The 19,937-nt window shown below is 54.8% G+C and carries 11 protein-coding genes and 1 pseudogene; 6 read left to right on the plus strand and 6 right to left on the minus strand.

The window, feature by feature from the left end; genetic code table 11:
- From HQL52_14790 to HQL52_14805, 4 genes are all read right to left on the minus strand, one after another.
- Positions 1–2,005 (minus strand): hypothetical protein (locus tag HQL52_14790; GenBank protein ID MBF0370717.1); only part of this gene is annotated, 2,005 nt, incomplete at its 3' end.
- 246 nt (positions 2,006–2,251) lie between these two features.
- Complete coding sequence (locus HQL52_14795; GenBank protein MBF0370718.1) at positions 2,252–2,866, minus strand: hypothetical protein; 615 nt, start codon at positions 2,864–2,866, stop codon at positions 2,252–2,254.
- Between the two features lie 7 nt (positions 2,867–2,873).
- Complete coding sequence (locus tag HQL52_14800; protein ID MBF0370719.1) at positions 2,874–4,043, minus strand: TIGR01620 family protein; 1,170 nt, start codon at positions 4,041–4,043, stop codon at positions 2,874–2,876.
- The gene (locus tag HQL52_14805) at positions 4,043–5,461 is read right to left on the minus strand and encodes a YcjX family protein (GenBank protein MBF0370720.1); all 1,419 of its coding nucleotides are present in this window, start codon (positions 5,459–5,461) and stop codon (positions 4,043–4,045) included. The genes HQL52_14800 and HQL52_14805 overlap by 1 nt, the downstream gene beginning before the upstream one ends.
- 437 nt (positions 5,462–5,898) lie before the next feature.
- Between HQL52_14805 and HQL52_14810 the strand changes: the two genes are divergently transcribed.
- The 4 genes and pseudogenes from HQL52_14810 (at position 5,899) to HQL52_14825 (ending at position 14,115) form a co-directional block, all read left to right on the plus strand.
- On the plus strand, positions 5,899–6,867 hold the full coding sequence (locus HQL52_14810; protein MBF0370721.1) for an OmpA family protein: 969 nt from the start codon (positions 5,899–5,901) through the stop codon (positions 6,865–6,867).
- Positions 6,868–7,476: 609 nt separating this feature from the next.
- A pseudogene (locus HQL52_14815) lies at positions 7,477–8,503 on the plus strand (IS630 family transposase).
- 429 nt (positions 8,504–8,932) lie between these two features.
- Positions 8,933–10,408, plus strand: coding sequence for a hypothetical protein (locus HQL52_14820; GenBank protein ID MBF0370722.1), 1,476 nt, complete (start codon positions 8,933–8,935; stop codon positions 10,406–10,408).
- A gap of 278 nt (positions 10,409–10,686) precedes the next feature.
- Positions 10,687–14,115: a DUF1566 domain-containing protein gene (locus tag HQL52_14825; protein ID MBF0370723.1), complete on the plus strand. Its 3,429-nt coding sequence runs from the start codon at positions 10,687–10,689 to the stop codon at positions 14,113–14,115.
- A gap of 12 nt (positions 14,116–14,127) precedes the next feature.
- On the opposite strand, the gene HQL52_14830 is transcribed toward HQL52_14825, so the two are convergent.
- Both HQL52_14830 and HQL52_14835 read right to left on the minus strand, forming a co-directional pair.
- Positions 14,128–15,324 (minus strand): FHA domain-containing protein, encoded by a 1,197-nt coding sequence (locus tag HQL52_14830; protein MBF0370724.1) that lies wholly within the window; start codon positions 15,322–15,324, stop codon positions 14,128–14,130.
- Positions 15,325–15,563: 239 nt separating this feature from the next.
- Complete coding sequence (locus tag HQL52_14835; protein ID MBF0370725.1) at positions 15,564–15,908, minus strand: hypothetical protein; 345 nt, start codon at positions 15,906–15,908, stop codon at positions 15,564–15,566.
- Between the two features lie 122 nt (positions 15,909–16,030).
- On the opposite strand from HQL52_14835, the gene HQL52_14840 reads away from it, so the two are divergent.
- Together HQL52_14840 and HQL52_14845 are read left to right on the plus strand one after the other, a co-directional pair.
- Positions 16,031–17,776: a chloride channel protein gene (locus HQL52_14840; protein MBF0370726.1), complete on the plus strand. Its 1,746-nt coding sequence runs from the start codon at positions 16,031–16,033 to the stop codon at positions 17,774–17,776.
- An 87-nt stretch (positions 17,777–17,863) separates the two neighbouring features.
- Complete coding sequence (locus tag HQL52_14845; GenBank protein MBF0370727.1) at positions 17,864–19,870, plus strand: UvrD-helicase domain-containing protein; 2,007 nt, start codon at positions 17,864–17,866, stop codon at positions 19,868–19,870.
- The last annotated feature ends 67 nt before the right edge of the window (positions 19,871–19,937 follow it).

The raw sequence follows: 19,937 nt of genomic DNA on the forward strand, positions 1-19,937 counted from the left end.
GCCCCACCATAAAAAGCCCGTTTAGCAACGCAATACGACCAAAAACAAACCCCACCCCCGCCTGATAGCCAAACAGCACCATCAGTTGGGCCGCCATGGCGATAAAACCCAGAGCCGCCAGAGCCAACAGCGCACCGGACTTGAAGAGATTCCCCCGCCGCCCATCCACCGGGCCGTCCGTTTTCCCACCCCCCCGATTCCCAGCCACTCCCCCGCCGCCACGCCCCCCTTCATCCGCCAACCAGCCCCGCACCAACAGCAGCCCCACCCACACCAGAGGCGGCACCAGCCAGGGCCAAAATCCCATTCCCTTCAGCCGATGCAACACCTCGCCAATGCCTGAAGCGGTCAGCTTGCCGGTGAGCACCAAATTGAGAAAAAAGGTAACCGGTCGCTGGTCGGTATTGATCTCACCCTTTTCCTGCTCCAGCCGCTGGTGGACAAAAGCCACCCGTCGGGGGGGAAGCATCAGGTGGAACAGATCCTTGGGGGGGTGGGGTTCCGGAAGATCAATCTCCTCGTGACGCTCCTGGAGCAGATCGGGATTTTGGCTGACCACCCCCGGTTTTCCACTGGCGCAAAAGGTGTGCTGATCCCCTGGGGCCACCACCGGATGGGGAAAAACGCGCCCCAAAGTCCGAAACACCGAGCCGCTGTAACTCTGCACCTCCCGCCCCAGATAGTTCGAAGCGCTCCCCACCCGGGTACAGAGCACCCCGGTCTCAGACATGCCCTTTTTCAGTCCACGATAAAAATCCCGGGTAAAATAGCGATTTTGCCGAGTCGAGGCCGGATCTCCTACCAGCACCAACACCAAATCATATCGCTCCTCCCCGGTGAGAGCGTTGGCAAAGCTGCGGCCATCCATAAAGTGGAGCTGCATACGGGGGTCGCTGAGGGCTCCCAGGGTTTCAGGGGGGAGGTGGGGGCGGATCTGCTCAAAAGCCAAGCGATCCTGACTCACCACATCAAGCCCCGTCACCGGATAGCGCAACAATTCAGCCCCCAGCCCCCCCAGCCAACCATCCAAAATCAAAATCCGTTTGGGCGCACCCCCCTGGCTGAAAAAATAGGCGGCATCCCCCGCCACCCGCCGCCGATCCGGAAAGCTTTCCCCCACCCGGCCATCGGTCACCACCGAATGCTGGTCGCCAAAACGGGCCAGAGCCACATGGCCATAGCGGGTTTCTCTCGCCCCCACCAACGACAGCCCCGGATGATTGACGGCAAATCGCCAAGCCTCCATCCGCTCCTCCAAAACCGATCCCAGGGGTGGCCAGCTCAGGAGCAGCCCCAAACACCCCACCCCCACACTCAGCCAGCGCCACCGGGAAGAGGTCGCTTTAAAGGGGAGAGGAGAGGGGGAGCCAGGGGAGGGATCCACGAGAGGGGAGGGGGCAGGGGAGGGGGCAGGGGAGGGGGATCCAGGATTAAAAAGCAGCAGACCGACAAAGCCGAACAGAGCGGTCATAAGCCACAAAATCCGCCACCCCCCCAACCATTCAACCAGCACAAAGGTAAAGAGCAGCGCCCCTGCCAAAGCCCCCAAAGATTCCAGGATATAGAGGGTCGTGATGGGAGCTTCCCGCCGTTCAGCCAATATTTTGCACGCCAGGGGAAACAAAAAACCGATGGCAATACCGGTGGGAAGCGTGATCAAAAAGGTAGTAGCTGCCAGGTGACCCAAAGGAATAAATTCACTCGACGGCAACGCCATAAAAAAGCGAGCCATCCGGGTGAGGGCCATCTGTGAAGCCAGAAGCAAAGGCAAAGCAGGAAGAATAACCCCAACCAGGAAGGCCGGGTTTAAAACAGGACGATGTCGATCCAGCCGGGCCGCCGCCAATCCCCCCAAGGCGATCCACCAAAGCCAGCTGCCGTAAAAAAAACCGATGGAAATTTCGTTACCCTGAAAGGAGACCAACAGCTCCCGAATCAACAGGGCCTGGGCAATCTGGGAAAAACCACCCAGGGCAAAAAAAACGAAATGCAGGCGCCTTCCCATGGCTCGTCTGTCCGAGGTCAGAGGGTAGACTTGAAGAGGCGGAAATCGTGCTACCGGAATGATCGGGTCATGATGAAAAAATGAACAGGATGATCAAATTTAAGCTGGAAAAATAAAAAATCGATGGAAAACAAAATCAAAAGATTAAATTCAAAATCTAGATCAAGATCAAAAGAAAGACCTTGGGGGGAAGGAATTCCCCCCAATCCCCCCCATCTTTTTTTTTAATAGTTTAAAGTCAAAAAACTAAACCGGCTCCTCGATGGTCGTTATGCCACCGGCATCCGGGCCACTGTCCAAGCTCTCTACCGAATGGAAAAGACCGTAGCGAACCATATAGGGAATCTGGAAAGCTTTGTTGCCAATCCTTACTTCAAAAACCCCACGCCTGGACTCCTGCTTCCAAACCACCCGATAACGCACCAACTCCCCCGGAGAGGCCGCAAACTTCAAACGCACCCGCCGTGTCAAATGAGACCCGATCTCCACCCCCAAACTCTTGGCCAACTCACCACTGGCCCTGGTCTCAAAAAGCTTCCAGAAAGTGGTGCGAAAAGCGGTCCCCATCTCCCTGGAACGCTCAACCTCCAACGCCACCGTCGCAGAACGGGCAAATTCATGCTCACTGGTCAAAATCTGATTGCCAAAACGATTGTCCAGAGGAATCTCTTCCCGAGCCAAAATCAAACTCCGCTCCTCTACCACAATCTCCCGCTCAATACGCACCGTCGGCAGACCAGCCTGCTTCAGGGGATTGATCTTCGATTTGGACTTGGAGCGACCTTTGCCATCAAAAACCTTGCGACCCACCGCATAGCCGATGGCCGAAGAGATACCGAAAGGGATCAGGAGGGGAAGCATGGGCGTCTCACCTTTTGGAGGTTCCTGGAATCTTGGGATTATCGCTCTTTTTCAAGACTTTTTTCAACTCCCCAATCACCTCACCCCGAATGTAGGCCAATTTGGGGCGATCTTTTTCCTCAAAAGGAATGGGACGACAATAGCGCATGGCATACAGCCCCACCCGGGCCGTAAACAGACCATTGGCAACCCCCTGACCCGCCTGGGCCAACAACAGGGAGGTGAAAGATTCCCCCATCGCCACCGCCCCCTCATCCACCAGCAACTCTGCCGCCCCCGAAACCAACATGCCCTGAAAAACACTGCGAATCATCACCATGGAGCCGGTAAAACCCGGTTGAATCCCATAAACTTCCGCCAACTCCCGCACCATGCGCACATTGCGCCAGAGAAAAAGCAACGCATCCAACCAAGCCAGAGGGCTGATGGTGGCAAAAACCGCCGCCGCCGTGGAATTTTTCACCACCACCCCATAAGCCTCCCGATCCAGAGGCACCAGCAGATGGTGGGAAAAAAGCTGCAACATCTCCCGATCCCCCAGATAACTCTCCGCCTCCCCGTTAAACCGCTCCAGAGCCGTAGCTGTCTGGGGTCGCTCCCGGTAAAGCTTGGCGATCTGCTTGGTCAAAGGCTGGGCCTGACCGAAGGTGGCAGATTGCACCAGACGTTCCGCCTCTTCCCGCAATCCCTGATGGGTTCGCAAACGACGAATCCGCAACCACTCCCTGCCAACCATCAGCATCAACGCCGAGGTCACCCCCGCAATCAGGATGGAAAAAAAGAGCCCCAACGACCAATGGGCAGCAAACCGATCCCGCAAAAAGAGCGCCGTATCCTCCAACAACAGGCCGACAAAAAGCAGCACCACCGAAACAAAAAACCACCGGAAAAGACCCCAGGTCGGCTTGGGCTTTTTTGCCGGACTGGCACCAGCCAACACCATCGACTCCCGCGCAGCGGCCCCATTTTCCCCAAAAGAAGGGGTCTGGAGAGGCTCTTCCATGGGCGCAGGAGAGGGGTCCGGGTTGCTCTGCATCGGCACCGGCTCATCCAAGGTGGGCTCCGGGGTGAGCTCCACCGGCTCCACCGGCGCAGGGGGCTTTTTGGCGGGCTTGGCTTTTTTGCCCTCCTCCTCCGGGTCCAGCTCAACGGGATATAACCAAGCTTGGTTTTTCATCAGCTCAACTTGTCTCCCAACAAAAATTCCAACACCTGATCCAAACGCATGTGGGGGAGAGCCCCATCCTGGAGATCCGCCATGGGTTTGGGTTTAAACTCCTGAAAGTTAAAGCGATTGTTTTCCCAGTCCGACGGTTTCGGCAAGCTTTCGGGAATCTCTCCGGGAAAGAGCAAAATCTCCTTTTTGCGCCCCTTGGGCACCCCTTTGACGAAAGAAAGCCGCCGACCATGGTGCTCCCGCACCACTGTTTCGGTGCACACCACCGAAGAGAGGGCCATGGTTTTGACCTCCACCCCCTGGAAAAGCGCCTCGTTGGCGGGTTTCACCACCAGACGATTCACCAGCCGCTCCAGGTTGTGGTGCTGGTTGGCCGCCACATGATCGGCCTTGGTGGAAGCAAACAAGAGCTTATCGATCTTGGGATTAAACAGCCGGGAGAGCAGCCCCGACTGGCCATAATCAAACGAGTTGAGAATGGAATCCAAAGCGTGCTGCATATCCCGAAAATGGTCGGGGCCGTTGTTGAGAGCCTTTAAAACGTCGACCAGAACGATCTGACGGTCAAACTGGGAAAAATGCTGTTTATAAAACTTGCCAACCACGTGTTCCTTATAAAATTCAAACCGCTCCGCCATCACCTGATAGAGGCTCCCCGGCGCATCGGCGCCATCGTTGCCATCCAGGGGACAAAAAGTCAGGAGAGGCGCACCCATCAGCTCTCCCGGAACAAAAAATCGCCCCGGCTGCAAAAACGAAAGCCCCGCATCGTTCTTGCGACAGGCGTGGAGAAATTCAGTATATAGCTTGGCCGCCCGCCGCAAAGTCCCCTCATTGGGAGGGCGGCTGCGATCCAGGTCGGTGATAAACTGGCGCCACTCCTGGGAGAGCGTCTGGCGGGGCTCCCCTTCGCACAACTTAAAGATGGAGTTGCTCCAGTCGGCAAAATTCATCCCCAGCATCGGCAGATCCAACAGCCACTCACCGGGATAGTCGATGATGTCCAGATAGAGGGTCGGGGCGTTGGTCAGATGCTGATGAATCAACCCGGTGGGCTGAAAACGCAACGCCAGGCGAATTTCACTCAAGCCGTCGGTCGCCTTGGGCCAGGTAGGGCCGGAACCGGTCAGAGGCTCGATAAAATCCTCATAGCGGAAGGCGGCCACATCCATGTCCGGCTGTAGCACCACCTTGGAGCCACGCAGACGGTTTTCCTTGACCACACTGAAAAAATTAAGCCCGCCACTACGGGGACCATTCAGCAGCTGGTGGACCAGGGAGGTGATAAAAACGGTCTTACCGGAGTGGTTCAACCCGGTCACCGCCAAGCGTACCGTCCGGTCCATGGCCAGGTGAACCAGATCGTCCAGGGTTCGTTTGGCGTTGTTGACGAGGGTATCAATGGGCCAATCTATCATGTTTCCAGGCTTTGACTTTAGTAGCGAGAGGTTAGAGACCAGGGGTCAATTTGCGGAGAAAGTATAGCAACAGCCGCCGGGATTGACAGGAGCCAAATGCATCTCCCCCCAACCACACACCACGAGGCCGACAAAAACAGCGCATGACCAAGCCGGTGGAGGCCCGGGAAAAAAAATTCAGTTTTCATTTTGCAGCCTTGTGAACAGCTGCTAACATAATCAATATCGAAATGGGTCTGTTTGTGTCGGCTGACGGGTCTCGATCAAATCCGGTCTCCGACTGTAAGGCAACCTTTTTAAACGGAAAGTGCCTGAACAATCCACCAAAAGGCGTTCCATGAAAATTATATAACAAAATTCGGCCTTGCCGGATCCAATCATCTGTTCATATCATTCCCGATATCTCAACCATCTTCAGTCTTTAAGAGGATTCTACCATGAGAAAAAATACCGTACTGGCCCTGGTGGGCATCGTCACCCTGGGGCTTTCCCTTTCCGGCTGTTCGTCTTTGTCGCCGGAATCAGGGGGCTGGGCTGTCAAAGGCCACGAGCAGTGGCATCCCCAGATGGGTAAACACCAACTCTCTGCCATGGGCACCCAGTGCTATTTTTGTGATGAAGTCGTTCTGGATTCCGATGGCGACGGCGTTTTGGACAATGCCGACAAATGCCCTGACACCCCCAAGGGTGTAAAAGTGGATGTCAGAGGCTGCGCCCTGGATACCGACGGTGACGGCGTTCCGGATTATATGGACAAGTGCCCCGGCACCCCGTCTGGCGTGATGGTGGATGGCAACGGCTGCCCGCTGGATAGCGATGGTGACGGCGTTCCGGATTATAAGGATGACTGCCTGGGTACACCGGCTGGTGTGATGGTGGATGACAATGGTTGCCCGCTGGATAGCGATGGCGACGGCGTTCCGGATTATAAAGACGACTGCCTGGGTACCCCGGCTGGCGTCCAGGTGGATGCCAACGGCTGTCCTCTGGATACCGATGGCGATGGCGTCTACGATCAAAACGACCAGTGCCCCACCACCCCCATGGGTGCTTCGGTCAATGATATCGGCTGCTGGGTGCTGCAAAATGTCGAGTTTGACACCGGCAAGTCCGTCATCAAAGCCCAGTATTATGGTGAGCTGGCTGAAGTCGCCAAGATCATGGGCCAAAATCCGAATCTCAACGTGGAAATTCAGGGTCACACCGACAATCGCGGCTCTGCTTCCTATAACAAGCGCCTTTCCGGCAGCCGCGCCCAAGCCGTGGTGGATCACCTGATCGGTGAAGGGGTTTCGGGCAACCGTCTCACCGCCGTAGGCTACGGACCCGACCAACCCATCGCTGACAACAACACCGAAGCTGGGATGGCCATGAACCGCCGGGTGGAACTGAAGCCCATGCAGTAATGCTGTAAAGATGTGAATCACTGAAAAAGGGCGTGGGGTTTCGACTCCACGCCCTTTTTTTATTGGGAAAGCTTAAACACCCTCCCTGATCACCTCTCTTCAACCTCCCCCCCGACCAAAGCCGCCTCTACCCATATTCGGCCACGATGCCTTTCAGGGGCTTGTTCCAGACACCTTAGCGCAAGTGTCAGCGTCCTCCCCCCTGCTTCCAGCCATAACAAGAGCCAGACAAAGCTCCAGGAACCATTCCAACCGTTTATTTCCTGCAACTATTTCCCCTCCAACCGAACCAACCAACTCCTGTCAAAACCGGGTGTTTCCCAAAGAGCTGTCCAGACAAATCCCCAGGAGCCGTGCTCAGCAGGCGCTTCACCTGGCCAGGCGAGACCCAACCTTTGCAGCTTAGGGTGATCGGGCTCAGGTAACGCCAACAGCTTTTCCCAGACAGCCCCCCAGGAACTGTGCTTGGCGGACGCTTCTCCTAGGCTGAATCGACATTCACCTTGAACGGCCTGTCGGGCCATTATTATAGTTATTTTAAACCAATATGGCACGTCATAGTCGTTACTAAGCCGTGCATAAGTAAGCGACCTTTGGTAAACTTTCGCCATGAACAAACTCGATGGCAGAAAGCTTGACCATAAAACTCTTGAAGAACTTCGAATCCGAGCCGTTCTCCGCGTTCAGGATGGAGAGCATCCTGACGTGGTTATCAAAGCGCTTGGTTTCACCAAGCCACGGATCTACGAATGGCTGGCCCGCTATCGTGAAGGAGGACTTGATGCGCTTCGTGCCAAGTCGATTCCGGGTCGTCCGCCAACGCTGACCGGGACTCAGTTGCGCAAAATCTATCAGACGGTTGTTGGAAAAAATCCACTTCAATTGCGTTTTCCTTTTGCCTTATGGACGCGTGAGATGGTCCGAGAATGGATCCGTCGAGAATTCAAGAAAAATCTCAGTGGATCTCAAGTTGGGCGGATACTGAAAAAGCTTGGACTCACTCCTCAACGTCCCAAGCGTCGTGCTTGGCAGCAGAAAGAAACGTTGGTCTCACAATGGCGGGAAGTGGATTACCCCAAGATTAAAGAAATGGCCCGACAAGAAGGAGCAACCATCTATTTTGGAGATGAGTCCGGTGTCCGTTCTGACGACCACTCCGGAACCACTTGGGCTCCTGTCGGCCAAACGCCAGTCGTTAAGACCACAGGGGCTAGATTCAAGGTCAATCTGATCTCCGCCATATCTCCAAAAGGGCAACTTCGCTTCATGGCATTTGAAGAAAATTTCAACGGAGGCGTTTTTTGTGAGTTTCTGAAACGGCTGATACACAATGCAGATCACCCTGTCTACCTGATCGTGGATGGTCATAAGGCTCACAAAGCCGCCAAGGTTAAAAAATTCGTGGAGTCCACTGAAGGCCGACTGAAGCTATTCTTCCTGCCGCCCTACTCACCAGATCTCAATCCAGATGAACTGGTCTGGAACCATTTGAAATGCCATGGTGTGGGGTAGAGCCTCCATTGCTGGTCCGAACCAACTGAAAGCCACAGAGTTGTCCTTCCTGCGCTCTCTTCAAAAAAAACCGGCGACCGTAAGAGGTTTTTTTGGACATCCGGAAGCTCAGTATGCTGTTTAGTTTGGTCGCTTACTTATGCGCACCTTAGTAAAATGGCATATCAGCCTTGATTGATGCGGTTCGTACAGCTCAGCACATCCTACACGTGTTACATGAGTTTTAAACAACGCATAACAATATACAGGGTAATCTTATATATTTATTGTTGTTCAAAAAGCTCTTGACGAACATAAGAACATGCAATAAATTATGCAAAACAGTTTGAGATTTTAGCTGACAATCCGAATTTAGAGGTGGTTTTGGTCTCCGAAAACGGCTGCAGGGCAACGCATCCTTTCCTTCAAAAGCAAAAATCATGGATGACTCGGTTTTCAAGCCCCCGGATGACCACGATAGGGTCCATATCCAATCAGCCAACGCCACCATCAATCCGATAATGATCACCCTCTTCACCTTTTCCAATAAACCAACTATGGAGGAACCCAACCAATGGCTGAGATCAATGTAGTGACAGACCTGGGCGCTGACAATACTGGGAACACTGATGCCAGCGGAGTCATTCAGAGTAGTATAAACAATGACAAAGATGGTGAAAATCATAATAAAGGTATAAACACCTACATCTTCCCGCCCGGCACCTACAGGTTCGACAACTATCTGACCCCTAAACCCGGGCAAAAATTTAAGGGCAGTGATCCCACAGACAAGCCCACGATCAAAACAGATGGCGTTCCCTATGCATTTTTTCTTCCCAGCAATGAGTATAGTGGAGAGTACTCGGGTTGTGAGTTTCGTTCATTGAAATTCAGGGAGGTCGACCGTACATCATCCGCCCCTTCAGTGGCGATCCAGATTGAGGATCGCGACAATGTTTTGATCGAAGACTGCAAGGCCATTGGCTATACCCAATACGGCTTTGTCATCCAGGCAGTAACCCGTTCCATCGTGAACCCACGGATGATTGGAAATACCGTTAAAAAACATGCAGAAAGTGGTTCGGATATTGCGATCGGCCTGCTGGTGGATTCACCCATTGATCCTGTTACCTACGATTCCAATGGTGGCGTCGTTGCCGGCAACCGTGTTTTTTTGAGCGAAGAAACCACAGCGGACGGCGTTTGCTGCAAGATCGAAAACTTCAGAAACATCACCGTACAAGACAACACATTCCATAGAGGAAATATTCAAACTGGAAGCAATAGCGCCGCCTTGACCCTGATCGGCCTGAGGAACAGTACGGTCAAGAACAATACCATTACCTCTTTGGTGGATACCCCGAGACTTGCTGCGGTGACCATCACCTCCTCCCAAGATGCCGGCGGCAGTCGATACACATTGGATGTTTTATTCCTGAACAATGTACTGAATGGAAACACGACTCCCGGATTGGAAACCGGCGCTTTGCTTCTCAACGGTGACTTGCGGAATGTCAGGATTATCGACAATGAGATCAACGCCCAGTTGGAATACAACTATACCGACGGATCGGCTCCAACGATGGCTTCCAACATTGCGTTGCTCACCATCTCCGCCAACGAGATCGGAACCTACTTCAAATGTACCTCCAATAAAATCGACAACATGACCCTCTCCGGCAACACCATCGAGCAGCACCTGAAGATGATTCCGGATGCGAGCGCCCCCTCGGTGTCGATTACCAATGTCAACATCGACAATTCCAACACAATCAATCTGAGCAGCGGCGAACCCATCCATCTGGAAGCGCCGAACACCTCATTCGATGACAACATCGTGACCGTGGATGCCGCTGGCTATCAAACGAATCATCTGGTTCGCATCGCCGCCGATTATGTGTCCGTGACCAACAACAATTTCATCGGCAGTGGTACGAACCAAAACATCCAATGTTTGGTCAGCCTGGAGAGCGGCATAACCGGTTGGAGTGTCAACGGCAACCAAAAGAGCGGCAGCATCAGTGGCGTTGATGATCTGTGTTCCAGTTGAAAAAAGGAGACGGCAAGGCTCGTCCTGTTGACACCCACCCTTTCGAACCGTTGAGGGGAGGCCGAATTCCGCCAACCATGCATTCCATGTTGCTCTCCGGCTGTCGGAATGGATCCAAAAGGAGCTGAAAGACCAAAAAAAACCAACCACCATCCAGATGATTGATTTCAAAGCCGCTCTTCGGAGCGGCCTTTTTTTCCATTCGAATAATACTCTTGCAAAAAAAACAGGAGGATATTAAATTAATAAAATATATTACATAGGAATGGAGAATAGATATGAAATTACTGTTAATGGTTACAATTATTTTTCTTCACTGTTGCCCCTCCCTGGCCCCTGCCGTTGAGCCCATGGTGGATGGCAGCAGCGCCACTATGGCACTCAAATCCGATGGATCCGTCTGGAGCTGGGGCAATGGTCTCTCATTGGGGATCCCGGATCTTTCCGGTGAAATTACAGTTCCACACAAAACCCTGGATCTTGCCGACGTCCGAAAAATAGTAGCCGCTAGTTCCCGGTCCATCGTCCTGAAATCCGATGGAACCATATGGCAAATTGCCAAGATCTACGATCAATCATCCACCTTGAACAATCAGTGGCCCGAGAGGGTGTCGGATCTGACGGATGTCATCGATATTTCAACGCAATATTCTTCGTCCATGCACTATGTCGCCTTGACCTCCGATGGAACTGTCTGGGCCTGGGGAGACAATGATGATGGTCAGATCGGGCCTCTGGCCACCGGTGAGGAGCAGGAGACGCCGGTGGAGGTGCCCATTGCGGAACCCGTCATCCAAATAGCCGCTGGCTACCAACATACCATTGCCTTGACCGAGAGCGGTTCTGTCTGGGCCTGGGGGAACAACCTTTTTGGCCAACTTGGCAATGGTGGCACGGAAGACAGTGCGACCCCGGTAAAGGTCGTGGAGCTATCTGATGTGGTGGATATTGCCTCCGGCGGCTCCCACAATCTGGCCTTGAGATCCGATGGTGTCCTTTGGGCTTGGGGTAACAACTGGTTTGGACAACTGGGGGATGGCACAACGGAGCATCGATACACGCCCGTCGAAGTGGTGGGGCTCTCCGATGTCATTCAAATCGCCACCAGCTTCCATTCCACTGCACTGAAATCGGATGGTAGCGTCTGGACCTGGGGCAGCAATGACTATGGGGATGGCACCACGGATGATCGCAGCACGCCTGGTATTGTTCCCGATTTGACCGATGTGGCGGCCATTGGCGCTGGAGGATCCTCAGCGATTCTGACTGACGGAACAGTCTGGAGCTGGGATGATAACGCCTATGGCCAACTGGGGGATGGCACCACGGAAGAGCGCTATTTCCCAGTGCAGGTGATCGATGCCGATGGGGAACCCTTTTCGCTGTATGTGGTGGAGGGGGAGGATGACGCATATGAACCGGACGACACCCACCATGAGGCCACCCCCCTCCTCACTGGCGAATCCCAGACACACACCATCGACCAGGAAGGGGATGTGGATTGGTATAGCCTCTCCCTGAGTCTCTCTTCGGAAGTGGTGATAGAGATGTCCGGGGAGTCCGGTGAGATGGCCATGGCTCTCTACGATGCCGACTTGGAAACCATGGGCAGCGATGATGGCAGCGGTGAAGAGGGTCGCGCCTCGATCAGCCTGGATTGCGACAACTATCTCCCGCCCGGAACCTACTGGCTGGTGGTTGGGGAAGCCGACAACCTGAATCCCATTCCCGCCTACGATATCCAATGGCAGTCCGAAATTTGCCCTGAGGCCGACTTTGATGAAGATGGGGAGCCGGATGTGACGGATGCCTTTGTCACGGATCCGCAGGAGTGGAACGACAACGATGGAGATGGCGCGGGAGACAACGCCGACACCGATGACGACAACGACGGCATGCCGGACAGCTATGAAGATGAATACGGCTTCGATTCGACCGATGCCGCCGATGCCGACCAGGATGCCGATGGTGATGGGGACGGCAATCTGGCTGAATATCAATTCGGCTCCAGCCCCACGGATGCCGAAGACGCCTTGGTGGCAGGCTGTGACGCCAAGGGCCACTATACCGACGTCACCTGCCACCACTGGGCCTTCGACCACATCCAGGCGGTCGGAGAGACTGAAATTTCCCGAGGGTGCGGGAATGGCGACTACTGTCCGGACAACACCCTGCAACGCGCGGAGATGGCGATTTTTCTGTTAAGGGGAAAATATGGTGGTCGCTATTCCCCCATCTCCGCCACCGGGGCGCTGTTCGGGGATGTTACGACCGATCATTGGGCGGGCCACCAGATCGAACGGTTGGCGGCTTTGGGCATCACCAGCGGCTGTGAGGAAGACCGTTTCTGCCCCAGCCGGGAGGTGACCCGGGCGGAGATGGCGGTTTTTCTTTTGAGAACCAAATATGGTGTGGATTACCAACCCCCAACAGCCACGGGAACGGTGTTCGGGGATATTTCAGGCGATTATTGGGCGGCTGCCTTTATCGAACAGCTGGAGGCGGAAGGGGCGGTAGAGGGGACCACGGAACCGGGGCGGGAGTGCGAAGAGGGCCACTTTTGCCCCAGCCAAAACATCACCCGATCGGAGATGGCGGTTTTTCTCAACCAGGCCTTTGGTTTGGATGAAGCGGAGAGCGATTCCGAAACCGTGGCCCTGATTCCCAAAACCGGCCGGACCGTCTCCGGGGCTGACGGCGATGACGGCGACCTGCAAAAGGGGGTGGCGTGGCCCGATCCCCGCTTTACCGACAATGGCGACGGCACCATCACCGACAATATGACCGGACTTGTGTGGTTGCAGGACGGAGGATGTTTGTCAAGTCTTAACTGGCAAACCGAAAAAGTGGAAGAGCTCAACGATGGCAGCGTGAGTTGCCGCGGATATACCAGCCATTTTACCGACTGGCGCATGCCTACCAACCTGGAGTTGCAGAGCCTCCTGGATATGGAATCTGCTGCTCCGCCCCTGCCCGAAAACCACCCGTTTATTGATATGCAAAGCGATTCGTATTACTGGTCGAGCACATGCTATGAAAAATATAGCACTTTGGATGATGAGTACTACTGGTATAGCATGAATGTTTCGATGGGATACGGCGAAGACTACCAAGATAACCTGTGGCAGGACAACTTGAGTCACTCCTGGTATTTACCGGTTCGGGATGGATCGAAGATCGCCTTGCTGGAGACCATGGATCCCGAAACGACCGCCCTGGTGGCGCGCACCGGGCAAACCGATACCGTTTGGGAGGGTGATGATGGCGAAGTGAAAGCCGGCATACCCTGGCCCGACCCCCGCTTTACCGACAACGGCGACGGCACGATTACCGACAACCTGACCACCCTGGTCTGGATGAAGAATGCGATCTGTCTGGGAGAGAATGCCTGGCAGGAGGGCCTTGATCGGGTGGCTGGATTGAACACGGGAACCGAAACCTGCGACGGTTATGAAGGCGCGCATGTCGACTGGCGTCTGCCCAACCGGAGCGAGCTGCTGAGCCTGGCTGATTACTCTTTGGCATATACCGGCTTTCCGTTCGACGATCGTCAGATGAATTATTGGACAGCCACCCCGCTCCATGACGATCCCGGAAAGGCCTGGCATGTCAATTTTACCGAGATTTCCTATTTTCTGAGGAGCGGATCCTATTACGCACCAATGACCACTGAACGTTACATTTGGCCGGTGCGGGATGGGTCGTGAGATCGGTGGGGGTTAGCGGTTGAGCTTGACGAAGAGGGAGTTGGGGAAGAGAAAGGTAAACTCGAAGCGGCCAATCTGAATGCGATCCCCGGCGGATATTTCCTTTTCGTAGGAGCCCAGGGGAATTTTGTTGATGGAGGAGCCGTTGGTGGAGTCGAGATCGGACATAAAATAAAGCCCCTCACCCGCCCGGCGAATAGAGGCGTGCTTGGTGGAGATGGAGCGATCCTCCATGCACATGTCGTTTTCCTTGCTGCGACCAATGGTAAAAAGATCCTCCCCGTCCCCCTCCGGGTTGGCCTTGACCAACGGATAGATGTGGCGCTCCAGCACCTTCATCTCGGTCACCTTGCGATCCCCCACCTGATCAGGCCGCCAAAACACCTTGGTGTCCCGATCGTCACTTTTCGGATCAGACAGATAGCCCCGCAACAAGCCTGACCCCACCAGAGCGGGATTGCGGACCAGTTGCACGAACACCTCTTCGCGGTTTTTCCGGGCATTCTCCCGCAACGCCTCATAGTCCGCCCGCCCCAGATGATTGATCAACTCCTCAATGCGCTTTTTCAGGGGAATGCCTCTGATTTGGGCATAGATGGCCGAGGGGGAGAGCAGGACAAAACGAAAGCGACCAAACTGCACCGTCTCCCCTTCGGACAGGGGCACTTCATCCTCTCCACAAGGCTCGCCATTGATCAGAGTGGGGTTGGTGGCGTTGGTGTCTTTGATAAAAAACCGGCGGCTGGTGCCCATACGCACCACCGCCTGATTTTTCGAGACGGTATAGTCAGGTACAATCAGGTCGTTATCATGGCTGCGACCGATGGTGAATCGATCCACCGGTGAACCGGAAAGGGTGGCGTCGAGCTTGAAAAGGGGAAAAACCGCTCGGGAGAGAGCCTCGGAGCCGCTGCTCGCTACTTCAACCCCCTTTTCACTCTCCAGAGGCTTAAAGCGTTTGGTCAGGGAAGAGTTATTGCCAGCAGCCCATATTTTACCCCGTACCACCGCCGATCCCACCAAGGCGGGGCAGCCCAAAAAACGCAAAAACTGCTGTTCGTTTTGATTCTGGGCGTGGCTTTTGAGGGCACGATAATCGACCCGGCCTCCCTCATTGACCAGGGAATCCAGGCCCAAAGGTTTGACCCGACGCTTTTTTTTGGCAGGGGGATGGCCCTTTTTGAGCATTCCCTTCAGGCCGTCGAGCATGGCGGCTGCCCCATCCGATGAAAGAGTTGTGTCACCTGTTCCCAACCGGGACAATCCTCACCCATTTTGACCCAAAAAACAAGACGAATGGGTCTCATTTGCTCTTTGGTCGGGTGGATCTTCGGGCCTTTGGCAGGATGGATCCGGATAGGGATTGACGCCCCCCCAAGGAAGCCCAAATCAACCCACACTTGCTTGGCTACCTAAGGAGAGGGCTTTTTGGGGGCTCTCAAGGGGGATTACACCTTAATGGTAATACCAGGGGGCTTTTCCTTTGGTTCGTCAACGGGTTTGGTTTCCATATCGATCACCAGATCCCGATGAGTATGGCGGTGGATCCGCTCACCAAACACCTCCCGCATGAAGATCCGGAGGGTGTTCATTTTGATCTCTTCCACCGAGATCAGAGGTACGGTGATGGAGACCACTGCCACCTCCCGATCACCGAAGGGGGGTGGGGCGCCGTCGGGCCTGGGGGGGGGACGGTTGGCCGGGCTGGCTTTGTATGCACCAAGGTTGGTTTTGGGCCGATGGTTCGGCTGAACCGACTTTTGGGGATATCCGTTATGGGGCTGGAGTACCATCTTGTGGTGCCCTCCTTGAAAATCTTTAATCCGGGGCTTGTGGCGGCCATTCCGAAAGGACTACACTGGCTCCACCTCTTTGTTAAGCTTATCGACGTTCTCTTTGGAAATCTAAAGCGGTTATGTTGCGGTTCCTCAACCGGCTGGGCGCCAACGAACACATCATCCTCTCGGCAATCGCGGTGGCCATCGGCCTCATGGTGGGCTATGGGGCGATCCTGTTTCGCCGTCTGATCGAGTTTTTCCAGTTTCTGTTCATGGGAGCTGGGGGAGAAAATGTCGTGGATATTTTGGCGACTCTCCCCTGGTGGCAGATTTTGCTGATGCCGGTGGTGGGCGGTCTCATCATCGGCCCGTTGGTGCATTTTGTCTTTCCCGGTTCCCGGGGCCACGGCGTACCGGAAGTGATGGCAGCGGTGGCGCTTCACGGCGGCAAGATGAACATGCGGGACGGCATTGGCAAAATGATCGCCTGCTCCCTCTCCATCGGCAGCGGTGGCTCGGTGGGCCGGGAAGGCCCCGTGGTCCATCTGGGGGCCACCATCGCCTCCTGGTTTGGCCGTAAGCTGCACATGTCCACCAAGCACATGCGCACCATGGTGGGATGTGGTGCGGCGGCGGGTGTCGCGGCTTCGTTCAACGCTCCCATCGCCGGGGTGATGTTCGCGTTGGAAGTGATTTTGGCCGATTATGGCTTGGCCACCTTCTCCCCCATCGTGCTCTCCTCTGTGATCGCTACCGTCATCGCCCGGCTCCATCTGGGGGATTTTCCAGCCTTTATCGTTCCTCACTACACCCTTGTCTCCGCCTGGGAAATTCCAGCTTATGTGGGCTTGGGGCTGGTGTGTGGCATCACCGGCATTCTCTTCATGCACATCCTTTTTACCTCAGAGGATCTTTTTGCCAAGATGCCCATTCCCCGCTATCTCAGGCCCATTGTCGGCGGGTTTTGTTTGGGAGGCATCGCCATCGTTTTTCCCCAGGTGATGGGGGTGGGGTATGACACCATGAACATGGCCCTGCTGGAGCAGATGGCGGGGCCTATGATGCTGGTGCTGATTTTCGCTAAAATCATGGCCACTTCGGTCACTCTGGGGACTGGATTTTCCGGGGGTGTGTTTACCCCAAGTCTCTTTTTGGGGGCGATGGTGGGGGGGGCTTTCGGGACTTTTGCCCATAACCTTTTCCCAGCGCTTTCGGGGGGGCCGGGGGCGTATACCCTGGTGGGTATGGGGGCGATGGCGGCGGCGGTGTTGGGTGCCCCTATCGCTTCGATCCTGATTCTTTTTGAGCTGACTGGCGACTATCGCATCATGCTGGCGCTGATGGTGGCTTCCACCGTGGCGACTTTGCTGATCAACCAGGTCTATCGGGATTCTGTTTATTCCAAGGCGTTGCGACGCAACAACATCGATCTCTGGTCGGGGAGGGAGTCGGGGCTATTACGCCACATTTCCGTCTCCACCATCATGAGGCGCAAGTGCGAGATCATTCCCGACACCATGAACATCCGTCGTCTGAAGGATCGCATTCGCCACTCTCAGGAAGAAAATTTTTTGGTGGTGGATGGCAACGGCCAGCTCAAGGGGATTGTCTCTTTCCAGGATATCCGGGGGGTGGCCTTTGAGGAGGGGTTGGAAGATCTGGTGCTGGTTCGGGATATCGCCACCCGGGAGCTGGTGACGGTGACCCCTGAGGATAATCTTTACGACGCTTTTCGCCGCATGGGCACAGCCAACGTCGAGCAGCTCCCGGTGGTTGCGAAAGATAACCCCAGCCACGTTTTGGGGGTGATTACCAACCATGACGTCATCCAGGCTTATAACAAGGCCCTTTTGGAGCGGGAAGCGGAACATCAACAATCATGACGCCTTTTTTCTCCCTCAGTCACAACAATCGTTGAACCGTCGGCTTTTCCGGCAGCCACCTCCCCCCTTCCCGGACGGATCCAATCCATGAACAACCCTGAAACCCAGGATACTCTGGCTGGGCTCAACACTCCCCAGACCGAGGCGGTGACCCATCCCGGTGGTGCTCTTATGGTGCTGGCTGGGGCAGGCTCGGGCAAAACCCGGGTGTTGACCCGTCGTTTGGCCCATTTGCTCTATTCTGGTGCGGTGCGCCCGGAGGAAGTTTTGGCGGTCACCTTTACCAACAAGGCGGCCCGGGAGATGCGGGATCGGGTGACGGAAATTCTCGGCTTGGATCCCCGGGGTGCGGGGCGGCTCTGGATCGGCACTTTTCACGGCATGAGTGCTCGATTGTTGCGGATTCATGCGGAGATGATGGGTTATGAATCTGATTTTGTGATTTTGGATATGGGGGATCAGGAGCGCACTATCAAGCGGCTCTGCAAGGAGCTGAATTTTGTCGATGCCTACTGGACGCCCAAAAAGCTGGCCAACGCTTTTTCCCGCTGGAAGGATGATGGCATCGGCCCGGAGATGGTTGGTGAGGCCCAGGTGCGTTTTCCCCGGGACCGGGAGCGGGTGGCGGGTATTTTCAGTCAATATCAGGAGGCGTTACGCCGGGCCAACGCCATGGATTTTGGTGATTTGATTTTCAATTGTCTTAAGCTGTGGGAGCGTTATCCCGAGGCCTTGGCGCGTTATCAGGAGCGGTTTCGGCATATTTTGGTGGATGAGTTTCAGGACACCAATCGTGTGCAATATGATTGGATTAGGGCTTTTGCGGTGGGTCATGGCAATTTGTGTGTGGTGGGGGATGATGATCAGTCGATCTATAGTTGGCGGGGGGCTCGGATCGATAATATTTTGCGCTTTGAGGAGGATTTTCCCGGTACCAAGGTGGTGCGTTTGGAGCAGAATTATCGATCTACCGGCAACATTCTGAAAGCTGCCAGCCATTTGATTGATCACAATGCTGGTCGCATGGGCAAGACTCTTTGGACGGAGGGGGCTTCCGGGTCGAAGTTGCAGCGGTTTGAGGCGGAAAACGGTGAGGATGAAGCCCGTTGGATGGCGGCGGAAATTCGGGATATTTGCAAGGATCATGATTATGACCGGGTGGCGGTATTGGTGCGGGCGGCGCGCCAGACTCGTTCGTTGGAGGATGCGCTGAACCGGGAGATGATTCCTTATCATGTAGTGGGGGGGCTTAAATTTTTGGAGCGGGCGGAGATCAAGGATGCTTTGGCGTATTTGCGTCTGGCTTATTCTTCCCGGGATGATATTGCTTTTGATCGCATTATCAACGTGCCTCGTCGGGGGTTGGGGCCGACGGCGATTCAGACCATTCAGGAGACCGCCCGTAGTCAGAACAGCTCTCTTTTTGATGGGGCTTGGGAGGCGCTTAAGCTGGGCACGATTCGGGCTGGGGCGAAGTTGCAAAAGTTTATGGATTTGATGGTGGAGGGTGGGGAGCGGATTCGCAGCAGCACACCGGCTTTGGTGTTGGATTATTTGCTCACGGAGTCGGGTTATTTGGAGTCGTTGAATAAATCGGATCGGGAGGCGGATCAGCGGGAAAACTTGAAGGAGTTGCGGGCGCTTTTGGTTTCCGAGGAGAGTTTGGGGGAATTTTTGGAGCGGGCGGCTTTGGAGACGGACATGGCGGCTGGTCAGGAGGGGTTGCCTCAGGAGAAGCAGGTGACCATTTCGACGTTGCATGCGGCGAAGGGTTTGGAGTTTCCGGTGGTTTTTTTGGTGGGGATGGAAGAGGGGTTATTGCCGCACAAGTTTGCGTTGGATGAGGGCAAGACGGGTTTGGAGGAGGAGCGGCGGTTGGCTTATGTGGGGTTGACGAGGGCACGGGAGCGTCTTTATTTAAGCCATGCGCGGATGCGGAGGACCTATAATCAGTATGAGCCGGCGATTCCTTCGCGGTTTTTGAGGGAGCTTCCGGCGGATACGATAGAGAATCGTGGGTTGAGTGTATCGGTGAAGCGTGGGGTTGGTTGGGGTCAGAGAAAGGGTTTGGGGGTGAGGAGGGGTCGTTATTGATTTTATACTATTAAAAAAAAAGAGGTGGGGGGTTGGGGAGGATTCTTCCTCCCCAAGGTCTGTCTTT

Source organism: Magnetococcales bacterium, assembly GCA_015232395.1.
In the GTDB taxonomy this organism is placed as follows: Bacteria; Pseudomonadota; Magnetococcia; order Magnetococcales; family JADFZT01; genus JADFZT01.

Excerpts from the sequence above, each read along its gene's own strand:
- HQL52_14795 (MBF0370718.1), bottom strand. The coding sequence starts at position 2,866 with ATGCTTCCCCTCCTGATCCCTTTCGGTATCTCTTCGGCCATCGGCTAT.
- HQL52_14800 (MBF0370719.1), bottom strand. The coding sequence starts at position 4,043 with ATGAAAAACCAAGCTTGGTTATATCCCGTTGAGCTGGACCCGGAGGAG.
- HQL52_14805 (MBF0370720.1), bottom strand. The coding sequence starts at position 5,461 with ATGATAGATTGGCCCATTGATACCCTCGTCAACAACGCCAAACGAACC.
- HQL52_14810 (MBF0370721.1), top strand. The coding sequence starts at position 5,899 with ATGAGAAAAAATACCGTACTGGCCCTGGTGGGCATCGTCACCCTGGGG.
- HQL52_14820 (MBF0370722.1), top strand. The coding sequence starts at position 8,933 with ATGGCTGAGATCAATGTAGTGACAGACCTGGGCGCTGACAATACTGGG.
- HQL52_14825 (MBF0370723.1), top strand. The coding sequence starts at position 10,687 with ATGAAATTACTGTTAATGGTTACAATTATTTTTCTTCACTGTTGCCCC.
- HQL52_14830 (MBF0370724.1), bottom strand. The coding sequence starts at position 15,324 with ATGCTCGACGGCCTGAAGGGAATGCTCAAAAAGGGCCATCCCCCTGCC.
- HQL52_14835 (MBF0370725.1), bottom strand. The coding sequence starts at position 15,908 with ATGGTACTCCAGCCCCATAACGGATATCCCCAAAAGTCGGTTCAGCCG.
- HQL52_14840 (MBF0370726.1), top strand. The coding sequence starts at position 16,031 with ATGTTGCGGTTCCTCAACCGGCTGGGCGCCAACGAACACATCATCCTC.
- HQL52_14845 (MBF0370727.1), top strand. The coding sequence starts at position 17,864 with ATGAACAACCCTGAAACCCAGGATACTCTGGCTGGGCTCAACACTCCC.